This is a genomic window from Methylovulum psychrotolerans (assembly GCF_002209385.1).
Taxonomy (GTDB): domain Bacteria; phylum Pseudomonadota; class Gammaproteobacteria; order Methylococcales; family Methylomonadaceae; genus Methylovulum; species Methylovulum psychrotolerans.
The window spans coordinates 1248607-1269353 of sequence record NZ_CP022129.1; the positions used below are offsets into that span (position 1 = coordinate 1248607).

Sequence of the window (20747 nt, forward strand, 5' to 3'; positions counted from 1 at the left end):
TCGCCTACCCCGCTTAAACCACCATCTGCGACGTGATCTTAGGGATAATCAGCAATAGCAAAAATAGCGGCGCCAGCAAGATCAGCAACGGCGAAACCAAAAGAAAGCCGAGAAAATGGCTATTGACCCCTTGCTGCAAACGATAGGCGGTACGGGCAGTCGATTGGCGGATGACCTCAACCAAGTGACTGAGCCAATCCAAAGGGATCAATAAAGCGAAACCAAAGCCCAATGCTAACAGCACTAAGGAGTAGACAATCGCCACTACAGCCGCTATCGGCTTTAACAGCAAATAAGTGTCGGCGACATAATTATAAAGCCGCCTGACCGCGTGGCAAAAAATGCTGTTGACCATTTTAAACGCACCAGAACCATCTAACGCGCCGCTGGATTCATTGGTAATGAAACTGTCCATCGAATCGCTGGACAGTTTGGGTATAACCAAGAACACAATCAGCAAAGGCGACAAAACCACTAACAGGATAGGCCGGAACAAAAACGAGAACAGGCCGCTGTCAATATAATCGCTATGGGTTTTCATCATACCGATAATCAGATGCCGACAAGCATCGGTAAGCTTGCCCAGCCAGTCTAAGACAATCCCCAAATAAAAAAACAGCCCTATTGCCGTTAAAACGACCGAATAAACCACAGCCAACGGCAGAACAAGAGGTTTTAACGCCCAAGCCGCCTGCCCCAAATACAGCCAATTATTCCCCGCAGCCTTAAAATAGGAATGCGCAATATGGGTGAAAATACCTGTATTCATGCAGTTAATTGATTAGTATAAGATAATGGCTTTCTTATGATTGGTGCTGGGTAAAAGAGCTTCACCCTATAGCTACCCCAAAAGGTAAAACCTCTGTTATTAGACGTGGCAATATAAGCGCAAGAAAAGCTTTTGACAACCCATCCTTGCACTAGCAAAAAAATTCACAAAAAAATTCGCAATGCCGGAACTTTTTTTTTGGCATAGCGTCTTAATCCTGTTCGCCTTTCACGGCGACCAGCCAGCCGTATTCCCCCCTTTGTTAAACGGCTGGTTTCCCCTCAAGCCCCAGGGTTTTTCTCCAGACTCTGGGGCTTTCTTTTGCCCGCCAGAAACGTCCAAAGCTTGTTAAGCCTCTTGCGCTTCGGTAGCCATCTCAACCGTTTCCGCAACTTGCTGTTCAGGATTAAACAACTGGTCTAAAGCCTGGTGCACTTCATCGACACCCACTTTTTTTAATGCCGAAAACAATTGGATGGTCAAAGGTACAGTCATGTCTTTCAATTCACGGCGCACCTGCAATAAGGTATTTTTACCCGCCCCGTAGGTCAGCTTATCGGCTTTAGTCAGTAAAATATGCAAAGGCAATTGGCTATGCTCGCACCATTCGACCATTTGCCAATCGAATTCGGTCAACGGATGGCGGATATCCATCACCAAAACAATCGCGCACAAAGATTTGCGGCTGGTCAGATACGTTTCCATCAGCTTATGCCAGTCTTGTTTGACCGCCAAAGGCACTTTCGCATAACCGTAACCGGGCAAATCGACAAAGCGCAATTGTTCGCTAATCTCAAAAAAATTGAGCATTTGGGTGCGCCCTGGGGTCTTACTGATCCTCGCTAAGCCAGTGTGGCGGGTCAGCGTATTGATCGCACTGGACTTTCCGGCATTGGAACGGCCAGCAAAAGCAATTTCCAACCCCTCGTCGGCAGGCGTGTCCTTAAGATGCGGAGAACTGTTTATAAATTTGGCTTGGTGGTAAATTGGATTCATCGTTGCCTCGCTTAAGCGTAGTAATTAGGGTAGAATTTGATGGATAACACAGCCTGCACCATCTTAAAGGCTATTATAACGAACTGGTGCCGCCGCCACGCCTAAAGCCACCTGTGCAGCAAGCGGGGCGGCGGGTACACATCGGCAACCAATTAATTTATTCCGAAGGGGAAAACCTGATGAAAAAACAATGGCTGGCACTATCACTGGCTCTGGCACTCACTGGCGCATCTGGCGTATCACAGGCTGAAGGCACAGCGGAAGCCGGAAAAAGCAAATCGGCGACTTGTGCCGGCTGCCACGGGGAGCAGGGTAACAGCATGGTAGCAACATTCCCGAAGCTTGCCCAGCAGCATCCGTCTTATCTGGTAAAACAGTTACAGGCATTTAAAAACGGCACGCGCAAAGACCCTATGATGTCAGGCATAGCGGCAGGCTTGTCGGATGACGATATGGCCGACATTGCCGCTTATTACGCCGAACACAAAATCAGCGACAACCCCCTGCCGATTTTAAATGACGACGATGACACTGCCGACCAAGCGGCCATAAAACCCGAAGAAAAGGTCATCGCCTTAATCAAACAAGGTGGCGACTTATACCGCAACGGCGACTTGACCCGCGAAGTGTCCGCGTGCATCGCCTGCCACGACCCCCAAGGCAAAGGCAACAAGCCTGCTGGCTTCCCGCTGGTCAAATCCCAACATGCCGATTATCTGATTAAAGCCCTGACCGATTTTAAATCCGATGCGCGTAGCAACAACCCCGAAAACATCATGCACATGATCGCCAAAAAAATGACCGACGAAGAAATCAAAGCCGTCGCCTATTATATTTCCATGATGAAATAACTTTCGCCCTTTCCTACACTCTTACGGAGCCTCTGACCTATGCTAAAAAAACTTGCCCAAGCCAGCCTGTTAACCTTGTTGCTGTTCTGCTCAGCATCACAGGCAGAGTCTGTCGGTTATGAAACCCTCTCGCCCGCCCAACCGACCCAACACCCCGACAAAGTCGAAGTGATTGAGTTTTTCTGGTACGGTTGCCCGCATTGCTATGCGTTTGAGCCTGAATTGGCGAAATGGCTGAAAAAACTGCCGAAAAACGTCGAATTTATCCGCCAACCTGCGGTGTTTAGCGAACAGTGGGGCAAACATGCCAAAGCGTATTTTGTCGCCGAATCGTTAGGTGTGGTCGATAAAGTCCACGCCGATTTGTTCGATGCTATCCAAAACAAAAAACAAAAGCTGGAAACCGAAGAAGAGCAAGCGGCGTTTTTTGTCGCCCACGGTGTCGATGCCGCCCAATTCCATGACGCGTACAAATCCTTCGCGGTCGATTCCAAAATGCGCCAAGCTCCGGTCACTGCCGCCCGTTACGGCATTACCGGCGTACCCACAGTGGTCATCAACGGCAAATATGTCACTAGCGGCCCTATTGCAGGTAGCCACGAAAAAATGCTGGAAGTGATGGATACCTTGATTAAACAATAAAGCGCGAAATAAGCGCCTAACCGCACTTATCCAAGAAAGCCGCCGCCTGCACTTAAAAGGCGGCGGCTTTTTTATTTACAGCCCTTCGGCCAATTGCTGCGCATAGCCCGTATAACCGCGCGGGGTCAACGCCAATAACGCCGCTTTGGCCTCATCAGGCATATCCAACTGGCTGATGAACACTTGCATTTGCTCCGGCGTAATGCGTTGGCCACGCGTCAGTTCTTTCAACTTCTCATAAGGTTTTTCAATCCCATAACGGCGCATCACCGTTTGGATAGGCTCCGCCAACACTTCCCAATTCGCATTCAAATCCGCTTCTAAGGCCTCGACATTCAATTGCAGCTTAGAAATGCCTTTTAAACTGGCTTGGATAGCAATGCTGGTATGGGCAATGCCGACCCCAATATTGCGCAATACCGTCGAATCGGTCAAATCCCGCTGCCAACGCGATATCGGCAATTTTTCCGCCAAAAAGCCAAACAGCGCGTTCGCCAAGCCTAAATTGCCTTCGGAATTTTCAAAATCAATCGGGTTGACTTTATGCGGCATAGTCGAAGAACCGACTTCGCCCGCCACCGTGCGTTGTTTGAAATAGCCCAAGGAGATATAACCCCACACATCACGGTCAAAATCCAGCAAAATCGTGTTAAAACGCGCCAGGGCATGGAAGAACTCGGCAATATAATCGTGTGGCTCTATCTGGATGGTATAGGGGTTAAATTGCAAGCCTAACGATTCGACAAAATCCTGGGCAAACACCGCCCAATCGACATCAGGATAGGCGACGCTATGGGCGTTATAGTTACCTACCGCGCCGTTAATCTTGCCCAGCAACTCGACCGCTTGCAGTTGCGCCAACTGGCGTTGCATCCGCGCCGCAACATTGGCAAATTCCTTGCCCACCGTGGTCGGGGTCGCCGATTGCCCGTGGGTACGCGCCAGCATCGGCTGGTCGGCGGTGTCGGTGGCGATGGTTTTGATGGCGTTGATGCAATCGGTGATTTGCGCGGCGATAATCTCCCGCCCCGCTTTCAGCATCAGCGCGTAAGACAGATTATTAATGTCTTCGGAGGTGCAGGCAAAATGGATAAACTCGCTGACCTGCTCCAGTTCGGCACAGCCCGCGATTTTTTCTTTCAGCAAATATTCGACGGCCTTAACATCATGGTTAGTGGTTTTTTCAATGTCCTTAACCCGCTGCGCGTCCGCCTCGGAAAACTGCCCGATAATGTCATCCAATAACCGGTTAGCCGCCTCACTAAAAGGACTGACTTCAATGATTAAGGGATGTTGCGCCAAAGCCTGCAACCAACGGACTTCCACTTCCACGCGGTAACGTATCAGCCCATATTCGCTAAACACCGGACGCAGTTTTTCAACTTTATCGGCATAGCGGCCGTCGATGGGGGAAATGGCGGTTAAACTAAAATTTGTCATGTTTTTATAGGTAAAAATAAAGGTAGTGGGGATAAAAGAGGTTATTTAACAGGCATAACGCCACCTTTCCGGCGTAAACCGTAACCGACCCGATAGACATCGGGCATGTTGATTCTGCCATCGTGCATGGGCTGAAAAATGCCCAAGGCAATCAAATCTTGTTTGAGGCCTTCGTAACCTTGCTCTAAACGACTAGGTGGCAAACGGATGCCTTCCTCATCAATATATTGTAATTTATCTTTGATCGTATTTTGCTCCCAACGCTCTACAAGAGCATCAAACTCACAAGGAACACTCATACCTTGCAACGGATTAATTAGGACTTCTATCCATCGATAGTCTTCTTTTAATTCATTAACTCGAATTTGCGAAGCTTGCTGCACACCTTTTTTAAGTGCTTGGTAATGCAAAGGGAATCTATGATCTTTGACCGCTTCATCTAAAGCCGCCTGGCGTAATGCCGCCAAAAAACTGCGCGGACTGACTTTGCCATGGCTATCTCCCAGGTGATTAGGCAACCATGTATAAGTATTGCCTCTCCTAGCATTAGCCCCCATCCATTTACCAACGAGCTGATGGAAAATCTCTTGCTGAACATTCTCATATTTACGCATATCATCTGGAATTATCCAGACACCCAACTCATGTTTTTTCCACGGTTGATTAAAATATTTTTTACAAATATCACGAAATTCTTTGCCGCCCTGAGGGGCATTTCCTAAATATTGCCATAACAAGTTATATAACTCTAACTTATTCCATTCCAGTGGGACTTTGTTATTGTTAGAAATAACTTTTGAACCATCTGGAAAAGAATAAACATACGGGTCTTCCAGCATGTCGGGGCGAACGAAAATTTTTAAACGAATCGCTTTGAATGAACGAAATTCCAAAGTGACTTGCAACAATCCTCTCAATAAGTTTTTTAATGATTTCCAATCATCGGCAGTCCGTTCTAAAGCATCAAACAACACTATATGCTTTCTTTTTTCTTGATCTAGTTTCCTATCAATTTGAACCAATTTGCGTTCTAATCTTTCGTATTGTTTTTGAAAATGACTGATTTTTTCAGACCATAATGTATTGCTCGCCAAACCAAAGTCTCTTTCTCCGAGAATGTTCCAGAAAATAATAGTCAGCCAAATAGTTTGCGCATCACTCTTTTGTAACAACTGGGATAAAATTTTTTTGCTTGGATAATTGTCAGAACGGGTTTGGCCAAAACCGGCAGAACATTCAATATTAGCCAACTCCGCACTTCGAGGTGATAGATCAGCAACCAAGCGACGGCGTTCCGGGTCTTGCAGTTCTAGCCACCATTCACTTTTTCCCGCCCCGCGAATACCCTCAACCAACATACTGTCAGGTTGGAGTGCTTTCGCATGACTGGACGGCACATAGAAATACTGCATATCGATTAGCTTATCGCCTGATTGATGCTGCTGCTCAGGCAAGGCTAAAAAAGCTTGCCGAAGTGCTCCAACGGGAAAAACACTCATAAGATCATTCGCCTAAAACAAGTTGGGTGGCGGTCTGTAAAAAATTGCCATAACAGGCCGTTAACTGCGCTCCATTAATTTTGAAATAATCTTCGATTGCTAGAGGATCGAATTCTTGAAAAGTCATATTCCACAAAATTTCCACCGGAAAATGCGAAGCCTCGTTGTCATCCAGCGCATAGCTAAATGTATCGAAATCTTCGGCGGCAGTTTCTTCGTAGATAGTCTCTAAAAACAGGTTATAAGCCGATTCACGGCAACGGGATAAATAATCCGCCCGCCCCAATTCCGGCACCATACCCGCAACGACCTTCAAATTTTCCCTAAACTGACCTAAATTGCCATTCCACTTTTGCCAGTGTGAAAACAAATAGCGATAGGCTTGCCATGTTTGCGGGGTATTGACCGCAAACAAAAACGCCATATCAGTTAAGCGGGTAATGGCGATAGCGGCAATATCATGAATACCGGCCCGGCTATCAAGCAAAACAATATCGGGTTTTTCCTGCGCCTCCAGTTGCTCTAACAGCAAAGCAAGCCGATGGGCAAAATCCAAGTTTTCCCCGTTTTGATTGATGCTCATATAAATCCGCGACAGTTTGGCAATATAATCCTGTTCTTTGCCACCTGCGGCGGTTACGATGCGAATCACCCCTTCGCAGTTTTCGGCTAAGGGACTGGTTGCCACCATCTCGCGCAATAACTCATCATCGGCTTGCCCTACGGCTTCCTCTACTAGCCAATCGACAACCCCAAAATCGGGTAAGTTAGCTTGTGGCAACAAAATTTGCCCAATGCCCGGCGATTCAAGATCCAAATCTACAACCAAAACTTTTTTGCCTTGTTCGGCCAAAAACCAAGCCCAGATAGCCAAAGCGCTAGAACGCCCTACCCCGCCTTTAATGCCAAATAAAGTTGCTCTTTTAGGCTTGGTATTTCTTTTTATGGGATTGCGTAACCAATCTTGACCTGTAATCTGCTTATCTAATAAATAGATAGGTTGATCCGTATTAGGAATGCGAATTTTATCAGGTGAGTCCGTAATGCTTTCACTGTTAAAAAAGTCCTGCTTATAGAGAAAAATCGCCTCAGCGGGGTAGGCAAACTTCCCTAACGATACCTCTAAGCTCTCTGCCAAATCTTGTTGCAGTGACGTTTGCTCACTTGACAAAAACAAACGGATTTTGCCATAAAGGTCACGGATTACAATCGGCGGCTCTTGACCTAAATGCGCATAATGGGCTTCAATAAATTTAATGGCAAGGGGCAATGCGTCCTGAAATCTGACGATTCTAGTCATTGGATTACGCCCTTAATAAACAGCTCTTGCAAAAGATTGTGTAATTCTCTTGTTGCAGAGCGATGGGAGTCGGTACGCTGTTTGTCAATACAACATTCGTGAACATAGCGTTGAAAAATATCCCAATCACCAAAATAGTTTACGTCTGGCATACCATACCCACTCCTCGCCAGTAGATCCACATTAAACGTAACAGAAAAATGATCCCACAAATCCCTTGCAGCATATTGATTATCAAAATGTTTTTTATGAGGGCTGTTTCTTAAAAAATCCCCCGTAATAGGGTCGACACTATCTGGCTTTAAACCAACAATAATGTGTTTTAAAACACACTCTGATGACACCCCATAAAGTTGATCGGCATTAGCCCAACGCGAATGGGCATAAAGCAATTCACCATCATTAAAATGCCGGATAGCGGCGTTTTTAAAATCAACTCTCATGGTAGCCCTCGATGGGGAAAATGGCGGTAAGGGGACAATTAGTCATGTTTGTGTGTCCCGATACCTTTTAAGTGTTGTGTCATCTAAGTAGTGTGTCATCATTTGTTAAATTAGAGCTTGCCGCCAGGGCGGGCTACAGGCTGGGTGTCCTGATCGAAACAATCCACGCTAGTGCCTGTAAAGGCTTGAATCAAGTAACGGCGCATATCGTGGTCATCTTGAAAAACACTCATCCAGATTGACCAGAAGCCTGTGCTGGTAGCAGTATCAATAATTGAGCCATACATTTCTTGGCTTGTATGTATGCTTAATCTTAACTTAGCCCTCTCGGCTTTTCCCCAAGCTTCCTTACGCTTTATCCAACGCCGATCTTGTTTGCTCAGCTTTGGATGCCCTGGCTCCCTATCTAGTCCGGTCAATGCCAACGTCTTACCCGCAATCTGCTGATGCTCTTGCGTTAATGCCGCGTGAATTTGTGGCGCACAATCTTTTTCATAAAAAAAGCCGCGTAACGTGTTATCGGTGTCCGGCCAAAAATAGACGTGTAGATTATTGGCATTAATCGGCTGGTCATTTTTGATACTATTGCAATTTTGGCAAGCCAATAAAAAATTAGACCACGTTGTCTCTAAAATAGGCTCTAGGCTTTTAGGTTGGATATGCTCAACAGCAGGTGTTTGCAGTGGGCTTTCACAATAGCAACAATAGTCACCTATACGGTCAATTAATTCATCACGCGCATCGCCGTACTTTTTGAAACCGATAGGATTACCCTGCTCATCTGTGGGTACATCACCACGACAAACAGGCCTCATTGCCGCGCATTCCCATCCGCTGCTTGGCGTTCCATCTTTAAAAACGCCTGAAATGCAGGATCATCACTATAGGGCAACAACAAATCATCCAGCCGTTGCCGCAAACGTTGCTTTTCCCCTTCACTCGCGGACGGCAGTTGTTTCAATGCCGTGTAATAGGCTTCAGCGGCTTTTTCCATATCCAAAAACCGCTGGCTTTGCTGAGGGAGTTCCACTCCTTGCTGGTTTTCGGCAATATCCTCGATGCTTTTGCTGTCAACAGCTACCGCTTGGTTAGTTTCCAAATCCCATAACAAAACATCTTCGCGGTGATAAAGCGACTGGATAATAAACGGAGAATGGCTACTGGCGACAAATTGCACCTTAGGGAAAGTGTCCAATAACCGCCCCACCACTTGACGTTGCCATTTAGGATGCAAATGCAGGTCAATTTCATCAATTAACACAATGCCTTCGGTTTGCTTGATAACATTGGCTTGCAATTGTGGATTCAGTGTTGCCATCCGATAGGCAATATCAGCGACCATGCCTATCATGTTGCGGTAGCCATCACTTAAAAGATGAAAAGGGATTGTTTGATTTTTACCTTGAACGACCGTTTCAATCCGTAACTCATCCCAATCCATATCCCACCATGCCCGTTTGGCATCGGGAATCATACTGACAATAGCTTCACGCACCGCCTCTAAGGCATGGCGACGCTCTTGTTTCTGCAAAGAGGCCAGCTCTTGGGTTTTAAACCAACTAAAAAAACTTTTTTGATCGGACGCTGGATTTAAACAATTTTGATAGCCATCAAAACGCGACCCAGGGCCTTTATGTCTTGTCTTTTCATCGTCTAGTTGTTGCCACAACCTCCCCGTTCCATAATAAGCTATTATTGGAAAAACAATATTTGGGGCAGCTGTTTTTTCTATTACCGACCTTATTACCTCAACATACTTGCGATTTATCTCGTAAGAAGAAGATCGTTGATCCAGTCCATTAAGGTCATCCTTGCTAAAGCAATAAAATTCATCTTTTCCCTTTCCTCTACCATTTATCCAATAAAATTGTTCGCCAACAAAAAACCCCCAAATGCGAATAAAAGCACTGTTTGATATTTCTTTCAAAACAGCTTGCCCCATTATTAGCTCTTCATAACGCATATCACTAGATGCCATTCTAGGGCTATCATTGACCTTAATATCGGTTATTTCAAATACTTCAAATAATATACTCCCCATTGAAATGGCAAGCGCATCCAAAATAGCAGTCTTCCCACTACCATTATCACCAATCAACAAGGTAAACCGATCCGCCAGCATTAATTCATAATGCTGGAAACAACGAAAATCCATTAATTCTAACTTAGAAATTCTCATTATATTTCAACTCAATAATCCCCCCGCCCAAGCAAACCTCGCCCAAATAGAACACCACCGACTGCCCCGGCGTAATCGCCCGTTGCGGCTCGTCAAACACGGCTTTGCACCGCCCGTTGGGCAACGGTTGCAAATAACAGGCTTGGTCAGCTTGGCGGTAGCGGGTTTTCGCGGCGCAGCGCAGGGGTTCGGATAGCGGCACACCGCTACACCAGTCCAAATTGCCCGCTTCCAGGGTATTATGCAGCATCAGGGGATGATAATGGCCTTGGCCTACCACCAGCACGTTATTGGCCAAATCCTTGTCCAGCACATACCACGGCTCGTCTGGTGCGTCTTTAACGCCGCCTATACCTAAACCTTGGCGTTGCCCCAGTGTGTAATACATCAGGCCGTTATGCTTACCGATCAACTGGCCTTCGGGGGTGCGCATCTCGCCCGGCTGGGTAGGCAGATAACGCTGCAAAAATTCCTTAAACTTGCGCTCGCCGATAAAGCAAATCCCAGTGCTGTCTTTTTTCTTATGGTTCTCAAAACCGGCTTTTTTCGCCAACGCGCGGATTTCCGGCTTATGCAAATGTCCGATAGGAAACAAAGTGCGCGACAAGGCTTTTTGCCCCATGGCATAGAGAAAGTAACTTTGCTCCTTATTCGGGTCTAAGCCTTTGAGCAACTGAAACACGCCGTCGCGTTCGGCGACGCGGGCATAATGCCCCGTGGCAATATGGTCAGCCCCCAAATCGTCTATGGCATAATCCAAAAACGCCTTAAATTTGACGTGTTTGTTACACAAAATGTCAGGATTGGGAGTGCGGCCTGCGGCAAATTCCGCCAAAAACACCTCAAACACCTCGTCCCAGTATTCGGCGGCAAAGTTGACGGTCTTTAACGGGATGCCCAAACGGTCGCACACTTGTTGTGCATCCGCCAAGTCTTGCATGGCCGTGCAGTATTCGGTGCCGTCGTCTTCTTCCCAGTTTTTCATAAACAAACCAGAAACTTGATGGCCTTGCTCCAACAACAGCAATGCCGTCACCGAAGAATCGACACCGCCGGACATACCGACGATAATGTTTTTACTCATGATCCAGATCGAGAAATGATTTTAATAACGCTAAAGGGTGGCGCTGGCCTTGCATGTATTCATCGACACCCAGTAACACTAAAGGGCTACGCAGACGGTGCGCCTGTGCGGCAATTTCGTCACGGGTCAGCCAATGGGTGGCGACAATACCCGTATCCAAGGGCTGTGTCGGGTCGTGGCTATGGCAAGACCCGGTAAAAAGAACCCGAAGAAAGGTCGTAGACTGTGGGTTCCTGCGCCAAAGTTGTAGGGAAACAATCGCCTCCGGCTCAAATTGCCAGGCGGTCTCTTCCCTCACCTCGCGCTTGACGGCGGCGATCAGGTCTTCATTTTCTTCAAAATGTCCGGCTGGCTGGTTAAATTGCAGGCCGTACGGGGTTTCTTCTTCAACCAACAAAAACCGCCGATCCTGCTCAATAATGGCGGCGACGGTAACGTGAGGCTTCCAAACCATCTAGGGGCTTCCCATATCAACAAAAGCGGATATATTACTCGATTTAGGCGGTCTATGTTGCTAAAGATTCACTAAATCTTCGCTAAATTTTCACTAAATATTCGGTAAAGGCTTAGTAAAGATTCGGGCCAATTGCCCGAATTCTTGCGCAATCCTAAGGCAGATAATAATTTGTTATGTATAGACGCTTGAAATGCTCTACACTTAGCATTATGTTAGTACACATAGAGTCTTATTTATCCGGTTACTATGTCCGATTCAAATCCGTTCGATAATGATAATGACCTGGCAGTCCAGGAAGCCAAACCTAAATTGCAAAAGCCACCGCTCTATAAAGTCATTCTGCTGAATGACGATTTTACCCCGATGGACTTTGTCGTAGAGGTGTTGATGGATTTTTTTGGTATGTCAGAAGAATTGGCAACGCAAGTGATGTTGCAGATACATACGCAAGGGGTCGGTGTTTGCGGAACGTATACCAAGGACGTTGCTGAAACAAAAGTAACTATCGTCAATGAATATTCACGCGAGCACCAACATCCGTTGCTGTGTTCGATGGAAGTCGTGTAAGGAGCGTTTATGTTAAGCAAAGAACTTGAAATCACGTTAAATAATGCGTTTAAAAATGCCCATGATAAACGCCATGAATTTATCACTGTCGAACACCTGCTGCTGGCGTTGCTTGACAACGCCTCGGCGGAAGCCATCATGAAAGCCTGTGGCTGCAATATAGCGCTGCTGAGGAGCCAATTGACCAAATTCATTGACGAAACCATGTCATTGATCCCGCCGGGCATCCAGCGCGACACCCAACCGACTTTAGGCTTCCAGCGGGTGCTGCAACGGGCGGTCTTCCATGTCCAAGCCTCCGATAAAAAAGAAGTGACCGGAGGCAACCTGTTTGTCGCCCTGTTCAGCGAACAGGACTCCCATGCGGTGTACCTGCTCAATAAACAGGACATTTCCCGCCTGGACGTAGTCAATTACCTCTCGCACGGCATTTCCAAGATTGACCAAAACCATCCCGAAAATAATGCCCCCGACCCTAGCCAGGACAACAACCCCGATGCCGAATCCGGCACCCCGTTGGACAGGTACGCCACTAACCTGAACGAAGAAGCCTTAAAGGGGCGGATTGACCCATTAATCGGGCGCGAACCGGAAATCGAGCGCACCATCCAAACCCTATGCCGCCGCCGCAAAAACAACCCCTTATTGGTGGGCGAAGCGGGAGTCGGCAAAACCGCCATTGCCGAAGGCTTGGCGAAAAAGATTGTCGAAGAAGATGTACCCGACGTACTGTTGAAAAGCGTCATTTACTCGCTAGATTTAGGCGCCTTAGTGGCGGGTACTAAATATCGCGGCGACTTTGAAAAACGCCTGAAAGCGCTGATGAACCAACTGAAAAAAGAACCCAACTCGATTTTGTTCATTGACGAGATCCATACCATCATCGGCGCGGGTTCTGCATCCGGCGGAGTCATGGATGCCTCCAATCTGATCAAGCCCGCGTTGGCGGCTGGGCATTTGCGCTGCATCGGCTCGACCACTTACCAAGAATATCGCGGCGTGTTTGAAAAAGACCACGCCTTGGCTCGGCGTTTCCAAAAAATCGACGTATCCGAACCTTCGGTCGCCGACACTATCTTAATCCTCAAAGGCCTGAAATCGCGTTTTGAAGAACATCACGACGTAAAATATTCACCCGATGCCCTGCGCCTGGCTGCCGAATTGTCCGACCGCTATATCACCGACCGCCACTTGCCCGACAAGGCGATTGATGTCATTGACGAAGCGGGGGCCAAACAGCGGATGACCGCCGAGGCCGAACGTAAGCAATTGATTGACGTTGCGGAAATTGAAGAAATCGTCTCAAAAATCGCCCGTGTCCCCGCCAAATCGGTGTCTTCCAACGATGTCGAAAAACTGGCGAACTTGGAAAAAAACCTCAAAATGCTGGTGTTTGGGCAAGATGAAGCTATTGCCGCCCTGGCCTCGGCCATCAAATTGTCACGCGCAGGCCTGCGCGACAGCCAAAAAACCATCGGTTCGTTTCTGTTTGCAGGCCCTACGGGCGTAGGCAAAACTGAAGTGACCCGGCAACTGGCGAAAGTGCTGGGCGTGGAACTGATCCGCTTGGATATGTCCGAATACATGGAACGGCACACCGTATCCAGACTGATCGGCGCACCTCCGGGCTATATCGGCTTCGACCAAGGCGGTTTGCTGACCGAGCAAGTGACCAAGCATCCCCATGCCGTGCTGTTGCTGGACGAGCTGGAAAAAGCCCACCCTGACGTGTTTAACCTGTTATTGCAAGTGATGGATCATGGCTCACTGACCGACAACAATGGCCGCAAAGCCGATTTCCGCAACATCATCTTGGTCATGACGACTAATGCGGGGGCAGAAGAAGGCAGCCGCGCATCCATTGGCTTCACCCACCAAGACCATGCGACCGATAGCCTAAAAGTCATTGAAAAAAGCTTCTCGCCGGAGTTCCGTAACCGTTTAGATGCCATCATCCAATTCAAGCCGCTGGATATTGCCATCGTCGGGCATGTGGTCGATAAATTTATCTTTGAACTGGAAGCCTTATTGGCGGACAAACAAGTCACCCTGACCCTAGAGACCGAGGCGCGTTTATGGCTGGCGGAAAATGGCTGCGACCCCAAAATGGGGGCAAGACCGATGGCGCGGTTGATACAGGAAAAAATTAAAAAACCCTTGGCAAATGATTTACTGTTCGGCAAATTGGCGAACGGCGGTCATGTCACCATTTACATGGAAAATAACCAACTGGGCTTCGCCATAGAAGGCAAAGAACTGATGGTATCGGAAGACAGCTAAAAACCTTAGGATGCGCTGATCCCAAAGCAGGATTAGCGCATACGGAAGGAAATACGGCCTTTTGACAAATCGTAAGGGGTCATTTCCACCTTAACGCTGTCACCCGTCAAAATACGAATGTAATGCTTACGCATTTTGCCGGAAATATGTGCAGTAACGATATGACCGTTTTCCAGTTGCACACGGAACATGGTATTAGGCAGCGTGTCGATGACTTTGCCTTCCATTTCGATTTGATCTTCTTTAGCCATGGCTATAACCTCTCTATTTAAAAACGCCCATTATAACATAAGCTGGAGGTTAACAATAAAAATGTGTCGCATCAAACCGTCAGCAAGCCGACATCCCCATACTCCGTCCATTGTTTATTAAGCAATATCTGCATAGGCTGGTACTGGCTTTTATAGGCCATTTTCTTACATTCCTTAATCCAAAACCCCAAGTACAAAAACGCCAACCCGGCCTGCTTGGCGTGTTCTATTTGCCATAACACCGCATAAACGCCGGGGCTGTACTCGGCAAAATCCGGGTCAAAAAACGTATACACCGCCGACCACCCCAATGCTAACTGGTCGACCACCGCCACCGCCACCAACTGCCCGTTGATAGCAAACTCGACAAAACGGGTATCGCACCACGAACTGCCTAAAAAAGCCATATACTCCTCAGGGCTGGAGCGTGCCATATCACCCTCGGTATGGCGCAACGCCTGATAACGCAAATACAATTCATAATGCGCCTGCACAAACACCGCCGGCCTGACGCTGACTTGAGTCGCCAGATTGCGCTGCCAACAGCGTTTCTGGCTACGGCTGGGCACAAACTCCGCTACCGGCAAACGCACCGACAAACACTGGGCGCAACGCTGACAATTGGGCTTATAGACATCGTCGCCGCTACGCCGGAACCCTTGCGCCATCAGTTGCCCATATATCTCGGCAGTCATCGCGCAGGAAGGATGGACAAACACCGAACGCGCCAGTTGCCCCGGCAGATAACTGCACGGATGCTCTTCAGTCAAAAATAAAGGTAAGGTTCTCATACCGCACTCCAAGCAGAAGGGCTGGCGACACCGTCACAATAACGCCCCAGCCATTGCACAAAATCATCCCGCGAGATCTCTTCAGCCCCTAAACTGACCAAATGCTGTGAATGGACTTGGCAATCGATCAGCCGGTACTGCCAAGACTTAAGATGGCCCACCAACACCGCAAAAGCCACCTTTGAGGCATCGGTACGCGTATGGAACATCGACTCACCAAAAAACACCTGCCCCAACGCCACGCCATACAAGCCGCCGACCAACTCGCCGTCCAGCCAAGCCTCCACCGAATGGGCGATACCTAAGCGGAACAGCTCATTATAAGCCTGCTTAATGTCGACAGTAATCCAAGTGCCCGACTGCCCCGCCCTCGGTTGGGCGCAACAGTCCATAACTTGCGCAAACGCCCGGTCTATGGTCACTGTGTAGACATTTTGCCGCAAAGTCTTACGCAAACTGCGCGAAATGACCAGCTTATCAGGAAACAGCACCAAGCGTGGGTCAGGCGACCACCATAAAATCGGCTCGCCTGGGTTATACCAAGGAAAAATCCCCTGCCGATAGGCATTCAGCAAGCGTTTTTTTGACAAACAGCCGCCAATCGCCAATAAACCATCCGGCTCTTTTAAGGCTTTTTTTACGGACGGGAACGCTTGCTCGGGATTTTTCGGATTAAGAATAGTCAGCTTCATTGATCTGCCACCTCATCTACACTAACGAGAAACACCGGTTGTGCCAGCGGCATGAATACGACTAGGATATTCAACCCAACAGATCATCCAAATACTTCTCTGCATCCAAGGCCGCCATACAGCCCGCCCCCGCCGAGGTGATCGCCTGCTTATAGACAGAGTCCATCACATCGCCCGCCGCAAACACACCCTCGACACTGGTCGCGGTGGCGTTGCCTTGGATGCCGCTACGGACTTTAATATAGCCATGCTCCATCTCCAACTGCCCGGCAAAAATGTCGGTGTTCGGCGTATGGCCAATAGCGATAAACACCCCATGCACATCGACATCTTGGGTGCTGCCGTCGCCGACTGACTTGACCCGCAAGCCCGTCACGCCCATATCATCGCCCAACACCTCATCTAGGGTGTGCCCCCAGATAATTTCGACATTGCCATTTTTGGCTTTTTCCAGTAACTTATCAGAGAGGATTTTTTCTGAGCGGAACTTATCGCGGCGATGCACCACCGTGACTTTTGAGGCGATGTTGGCAAGATACAAGGCTTCTTCAACCGCCGTATTCCCGCCGCCTATCACCGCCACAGGCTTATTGCGGTAGAAAAACCCGTCGCAGGTCGCACAAGCCGACACGCCCTTACCCTTAAAGGCTTCCTCAGAATCCAACCCCAAATAACGCGCCGAAGCACCCGTGGCAATAATCAGCGCATCGCAAGTATAAACGCCCGTATCACCTGTTAAAGTGAACGGTTTCGCCGACAAATCCGCCGTATGGATATGGTCAAAAATAATCTCGGTCGCAAAACGCTCGGCATGTAAGCGCATCCGTTCCATCAGATCCGGCCCTTGCAAACCTTCCACATCACCCGGCCAATTGTCAACCTCGGTGGTGGTGGTCAATTGCCCGCCTTGCTGCATACCCGTAATAATCACTGGTTGCAGATTGGCGCGGGCGGCATAAATCGCCGCCGTATACCCCGCAGGGCCGGAACCTAAAATTAACAGGCGACAATGTTTGGAATCACTCATGGACAACTCTCTACAAAAAAAGGATAGTCAGTAAATTATGCAGGGGAAAGCGCGTTTCGACAATGTTATTGTTGCCTAACGCCAACTTGGGGGAGACCACAAAAAGCCCCGACAATTCCCGACTGTTATTAATGCAAAATTTAACACGATTCAACTATAATCATCCCTTAGCCGATTTCACCTTATCGAATCAACCTTATGTCTGCTGTAATGGAAGAAAAAACCTTTCGCGGCCTCCGCGAAATCGTCATCCTAAGCCTGTTTGCCTGCGCCTTGTTTTTCTTAATCTCCCTGGTGACTTTTAGCCTGGAAGACGGCGGCTGGACACACAGCGCCGCCAATAACCGCCCCGCCAATGCCTGCGGCGTGATTGGGGCTTGGCTTGCGGATATTAGCCTGAGTTTTTTCGGCCTGAGCGCTTACCTGTTCCCGCTCCTGATGGGCTGGCATAGCTACCATTTTTTCCGCCCGAAAAAGATCACCCACGAAAAAACCCTGATCAAAGCCCTAGGCATGATGGCCGGCCTTACCTCCGGCACTGCTTTGCTGCACCTGTATGTGCTGCGGGTACACATTGACTTGCCGCGCGACACGGGCGGCATCCTAGGCGAAGAAATCGGCGACTTGGCCTACCGCCTGCTGGGCAACTCAGGGGCAACCCTATTCCTGATCGTCCTGCTGCTCGCCAGCATCACCTTGGCCACCGAAGTGTCTTGGTTAGCGGTAATCGACTGGATAGGCAAACAAACCTTTATGCTGGCGCGGCTGGCCTTCCGCTATCTAAGCCAATTTAAGCCTAAGCCCACCGCCGTAGCCCCTACCCCTGACGCGGTAGGCACGGCTGCGATGCTGATGCCGCCATTGCCAAAATTGACCAAGAAAGCGCCGGAAAAAACCGCCGCTAAGACCGTCATACCTTTACCGCAAGCATTCGAAAACCTCGTCGAAAAAGTCGCGCCTAAAGCAGAAAAACCCAGCAGGTTCGTACAAAAACCTGCTATTCCGGTGTATTCCATGAGCGAAGGCATTTTGCCTTCCTTAGATCTGCTCGACCAGCGCGAATCGCATGTCGTAAGCTATTCGCAAAGCGATCTGGAAGCCATGTCGCGGCGGGTCGAAGAAATCCTCGCCGATTTTAACGTCACCGTCAGTGTGGTCGGCTTCCATCCGGGCCCCGTCATCACCCGCTTTGAACTGCAACCGGCCGCTGGCGTTAAAGTCAGCCGCATCAGCACCTTATCCAAAGACTTGGCACGCGCCCTGCTCGTCACCAGCGTGCGTATCGTCGAAATCATTCCCGGCAAATCGGTGGTGGGTCTGGAAATCCCCAACCGCGAACGGGAAATGGTCAACCTGCGCGATTTATTAATGGCGAACAATTTCGCCAACGCCAAATCCCTATTGACCTTAGCAATGGGCAAAGACATCGCCGGTGCGCCCTTGGTCGCCGACTTGGGCAAAATGCCCCATGCCCTAGTCGCAGGGACAACCGGATCGGGTAAGTCCGTCGCCATCAACACCATGATCTTAAGCTTGCTGTACAAAGCCACCCCAGCGCAAGTGCGCATGATCATGATCGACCCGAAAATGCTCGAACTGTCGGTTTACGCCGACATTCCGCACCTGCTGACCCCCGTTGTCACCGACATGAAAGAAGCCAGCAACGCCCTACGTTGGGCGGTCGGGGAAATGGAGCGGCGCTATAAGCTGATGTCAAAAGTCGGCGTAAGAAACTTGGCGGGCTTTAACCAACTGATCGAAGAAGCCGCCGAACACGGCGAATTTATCAAAGACCCGATGTACCAACCGCAACAAGCCTTTGCCGATGATGACGAATACCCCGTCTTAAGCACCTTGCCCAGCATCGTCATCATCATCGACGAACTGGCCGACATGATGATGATCGTCGGCAAAAAAGTTGAGGAGCTTATCGCCCGCCTCGCGCAAAAAGCCCGGGCTGCCGGAATTCACTTGATCCTCGCCACCCAACGCCCGTCCGTTGATGTCCTGACCGGGTTAATCAAAGCCAACGTGCCGACCCGCATTTCCTTCCAAGTCTCCTCGCGCATCGACTCGCGCACGATTCTTGACCAAGGCGGCGCGGAAACCCTGCTCGGCAACGGCGACATGCTGTTCTTGCCGTCCGGCACCAGCATCCCCATCCGCGCCCACGGCGCGTTTGTTGATGACCACGAAGTGCATCGGGTGGTCGAGTTCCTCAAACAAACCGGCCCCGCCAACTACCTAGAAGACATCACCAAAGAAGTCGGCGACGGCAACGAAAGCTTTGGCGGTGCGGGCAACGGCGGCGGCAGCAGCAGTGGCGAAAACGACCCGCTGTATGACGAAGCGGTGCAATTTGTCACCGAATCGCGCAAAGCCTCCATCTCCAGCGTCCAACGCCGCTTTAAGGTCGGCTATAACCGCGCCGCCACACTGATCGAAAACATGGAAGCCGCCGGAGTCGTCAGCGCCGCCGAATCCAACGGCTCACGCGTGGTGTTGGCCCCCCTGCCTATTAGGGACTAAAGCCCTTGGCACATTGGCCTAGCCCAACCACGGCTAGGCCAATATTGCGTCCTGCCCTGCCCTTTCCAAACAATCGGCCAACCTCATTGATGCCAACCCCCACCCTAAATTTACCGACTGGCAATGCCATGGTTCAAGCGCAATATTATCACCAACCACTCTAGTAAACCCAAAGAAATTCTTCTATGCTTATGGTTTTAACCACCGACGGTAAAAACCATGACCATTAAAGACTGGGACGAAGAAGACCGCCCCCGTGAAAAACTATTACAACGCGGCGCGGGCGCACTCACCGATGCCGAACTGCTGGCCATTTTCCTACGCACCGGCACACCTGGCAAATCGGCGGTAGACTTAGCGCGTGACCTGCTCGCCGATTTTGGCTCCTTAAAAGCCCTGCTCGATGCCGACCAAGCCCGGTTCTGCCAAGCCAACGGTTTAGGGCCTGCCAAATACACCCAACTGCAAGCGGTGTTGGAAATGGCGAAACGGCATTTTAAAGAAATCCTCCAACGCGGTAACGCCCTGACCAGCCCCGACATCACCCGCGCCTACCTCAGCGCCCAACTGCGCGGCTACAATTACGAAGTCTTCGCCTGCCTGTTCCTCGACAACCAACACCGCGTCATCCAACTGGAAGAGCTGTTTCGCGGCACTATCGACGGGGCCAGCGTCTACCCTAGGGAAGTCGCCAAACGTGCCCTACACCACAACGCCGCCGCCCTCATCTTCGCCCACAACCACCCCTCCGGCATCGCCGAACCCAGCCAAGCCGACAAACACATCACCGACAAACTGAAACAAGCCTTAAGCCTGTTCGACATCCGCGTACTCGACCATTTTATTGTCGGTGACGGGCAACCGTATTCGTTTGCCGAACATGGCTTATTGTGAACATCAAGACAACACCGCCGACAAAAACACGGCTTGGCGTTTAAACCTTTCCCAGG

Annotated in this window: 20 protein-coding genes; 6 read left to right on the forward strand and 14 right to left on the reverse strand. The window is 49.4% G+C overall.

The features are described 5' to 3' along the window. Window positions 1–13 precede the first annotated feature (13 nt). Window positions 14–769, reverse strand: a complete 756-nt coding sequence (locus CEK71_RS05645; RefSeq protein ID WP_088618470.1) for a hypothetical protein — start codon at window positions 767–769, stop codon at window positions 14–16. A 348-nt stretch (window positions 770–1117) separates the two neighbouring features. Then, a complete protein-coding gene (yihA, locus tag CEK71_RS05650) occupies window positions 1118–1765 on the reverse strand; it encodes a ribosome biogenesis GTP-binding protein YihA/YsxC (protein WP_088618471.1) in 648 nt (215 codons plus the stop codon). A gap of 179 nt (window positions 1766–1944) precedes the next feature. On the opposite strand from yihA, the gene CEK71_RS05655 reads away from it, so the two are divergent. Then, window positions 1945–2616 (forward strand): c-type cytochrome, encoded by a 672-nt coding sequence (locus CEK71_RS05655; RefSeq protein ID WP_088621514.1) that lies wholly within the window; start codon window positions 1945–1947, stop codon window positions 2614–2616. Between the two features lie 39 nt (window positions 2617–2655). Continuing rightward, window positions 2656–3258, forward strand: coding sequence for a thiol:disulfide interchange protein DsbA/DsbL (locus tag CEK71_RS05660; protein WP_088618472.1), 603 nt, complete (start codon window positions 2656–2658; stop codon window positions 3256–3258). A 75-nt stretch (window positions 3259–3333) separates the two neighbouring features. Here the strand turns inward: CEK71_RS05660 and purB are convergent, their stop codons facing one another. The 8 genes from purB to CEK71_RS05700 form a co-directional block, all read right to left on the reverse strand. Next, entirely contained in the window at window positions 3334–4698 is a 1365-nt protein-coding gene (gene purB / locus CEK71_RS05665; protein ID WP_088618473.1) for an adenylosuccinate lyase, read from the reverse strand. Between the two features lie 41 nt (window positions 4699–4739). Further along, on the reverse strand, window positions 4740–6197 hold the full coding sequence (locus tag CEK71_RS05670) for a hypothetical protein (RefSeq protein WP_088618474.1): 1458 nt from the start codon (window positions 6195–6197) through the stop codon (window positions 4740–4742). Window positions 6198–6201: 4 nt separating this feature from the next. Beyond that, window positions 6202–7497, reverse strand: a complete 1296-nt coding sequence (locus CEK71_RS05675) for a KGGVGR-motif variant AAA ATPase (protein ID WP_088618475.1) — start codon at window positions 7495–7497, stop codon at window positions 6202–6204. Then, the gene (locus CEK71_RS05680) at window positions 7494–7940 is read right to left on the reverse strand and encodes a hypothetical protein (RefSeq protein WP_088618476.1); all 447 of its coding nucleotides are present in this window, start codon (window positions 7938–7940) and stop codon (window positions 7494–7496) included. Before CEK71_RS05680 ends, CEK71_RS05675 begins: the two co-directional genes overlap by 4 nt. 110 nt (window positions 7941–8050) lie before the next feature. Next, the gene (locus CEK71_RS05685; protein ID WP_088618477.1) at window positions 8051–8755 is read right to left on the reverse strand and encodes an HNH endonuclease; all 705 of its coding nucleotides are present in this window, start codon (window positions 8753–8755) and stop codon (window positions 8051–8053) included. Further along, window positions 8752–10119 carry an AAA family ATPase gene (locus CEK71_RS05690; RefSeq protein WP_088618478.1) on the reverse strand — a complete coding sequence of 456 codons (1368 nt, stop codon included), beginning with the start codon at window positions 10117–10119 and terminating at the stop codon, window positions 8752–8754. Before CEK71_RS05690 ends, CEK71_RS05685 begins: the two co-directional genes overlap by 4 nt. Continuing rightward, window positions 10106–11203: a tRNA 2-thiouridine(34) synthase MnmA gene (mnmA, locus tag CEK71_RS05695; protein ID WP_088618479.1), complete on the reverse strand. Its 1098-nt coding sequence runs from the start codon at window positions 11201–11203 to the stop codon at window positions 10106–10108. Before mnmA ends, CEK71_RS05690 begins: the two co-directional genes overlap by 14 nt. Continuing rightward, window positions 11196–11657, reverse strand: coding sequence for an NUDIX hydrolase (locus CEK71_RS05700; RefSeq protein WP_088618480.1), 462 nt, complete (start codon window positions 11655–11657; stop codon window positions 11196–11198). Before CEK71_RS05700 ends, mnmA begins: the two co-directional genes overlap by 8 nt. A 249-nt stretch (window positions 11658–11906) precedes the next feature. Here CEK71_RS05700 and clpS point away from each other — a divergent pair, with 249 nt between their 5' ends. Together clpS and clpA are read left to right on the forward strand one after the other, a co-directional pair. Then, complete coding sequence (gene clpS / locus CEK71_RS05705) at window positions 11907–12227, forward strand: ATP-dependent Clp protease adapter ClpS (protein ID WP_088618481.1); 321 nt, start codon at window positions 11907–11909, stop codon at window positions 12225–12227. Window positions 12228–12236: 9 nt separating this feature from the next. Next, entirely contained in the window at window positions 12237–14507 is a 2271-nt protein-coding gene (gene clpA / locus CEK71_RS05710) for an ATP-dependent Clp protease ATP-binding subunit ClpA (RefSeq protein ID WP_088618482.1), read from the forward strand. A gap of 32 nt (window positions 14508–14539) precedes the next feature. Here clpA and infA read toward each other — a convergent pair whose 3' ends face one another. The 4 genes from infA to trxB all read right to left on the reverse strand — a co-directional run bounded on the left by infA (window position 14540) and on the right by trxB (window position 17268). Then, the gene (gene infA, locus CEK71_RS05715; protein ID WP_019866271.1) at window positions 14540–14758 is read right to left on the reverse strand and encodes a translation initiation factor IF-1; all 219 of its coding nucleotides are present in this window, start codon (window positions 14756–14758) and stop codon (window positions 14540–14542) included. Between the two features lie 71 nt (window positions 14759–14829). Further along, window positions 14830–15549: an arginyltransferase gene (locus CEK71_RS05720; RefSeq protein WP_088618483.1), complete on the reverse strand. Its 720-nt coding sequence runs from the start codon at window positions 15547–15549 to the stop codon at window positions 14830–14832. Beyond that, window positions 15546–16241 (reverse strand): leucyl/phenylalanyl-tRNA--protein transferase, encoded by a 696-nt coding sequence (aat, locus tag CEK71_RS05725; protein WP_088618484.1) that lies wholly within the window; start codon window positions 16239–16241, stop codon window positions 15546–15548. The genes CEK71_RS05720 and aat overlap by 4 nt, the downstream gene beginning before the upstream one ends. 70 nt (window positions 16242–16311) lie before the next feature. Next, on the reverse strand, window positions 16312–17268 hold the full coding sequence (gene trxB / locus CEK71_RS05730) for a thioredoxin-disulfide reductase (RefSeq protein ID WP_088618485.1): 957 nt from the start codon (window positions 17266–17268) through the stop codon (window positions 16312–16314). Between the two features lie 198 nt (window positions 17269–17466). Between trxB and CEK71_RS23880 the strand changes: the two genes are divergently transcribed. Together CEK71_RS23880 and radC are read left to right on the forward strand one after the other, a co-directional pair. Beyond that, complete coding sequence (locus tag CEK71_RS23880; protein WP_269766608.1) at window positions 17467–19797, forward strand: DNA translocase FtsK; 2331 nt, start codon at window positions 17467–17469, stop codon at window positions 19795–19797. A 219-nt stretch (window positions 19798–20016) separates the two neighbouring features. After that, the gene (radC, locus tag CEK71_RS05740) at window positions 20017–20691 is read left to right on the forward strand and encodes a RadC family protein (RefSeq protein WP_088618486.1); all 675 of its coding nucleotides are present in this window, start codon (window positions 20017–20019) and stop codon (window positions 20689–20691) included. Window positions 20692–20747 lie beyond the last annotated feature (56 nt).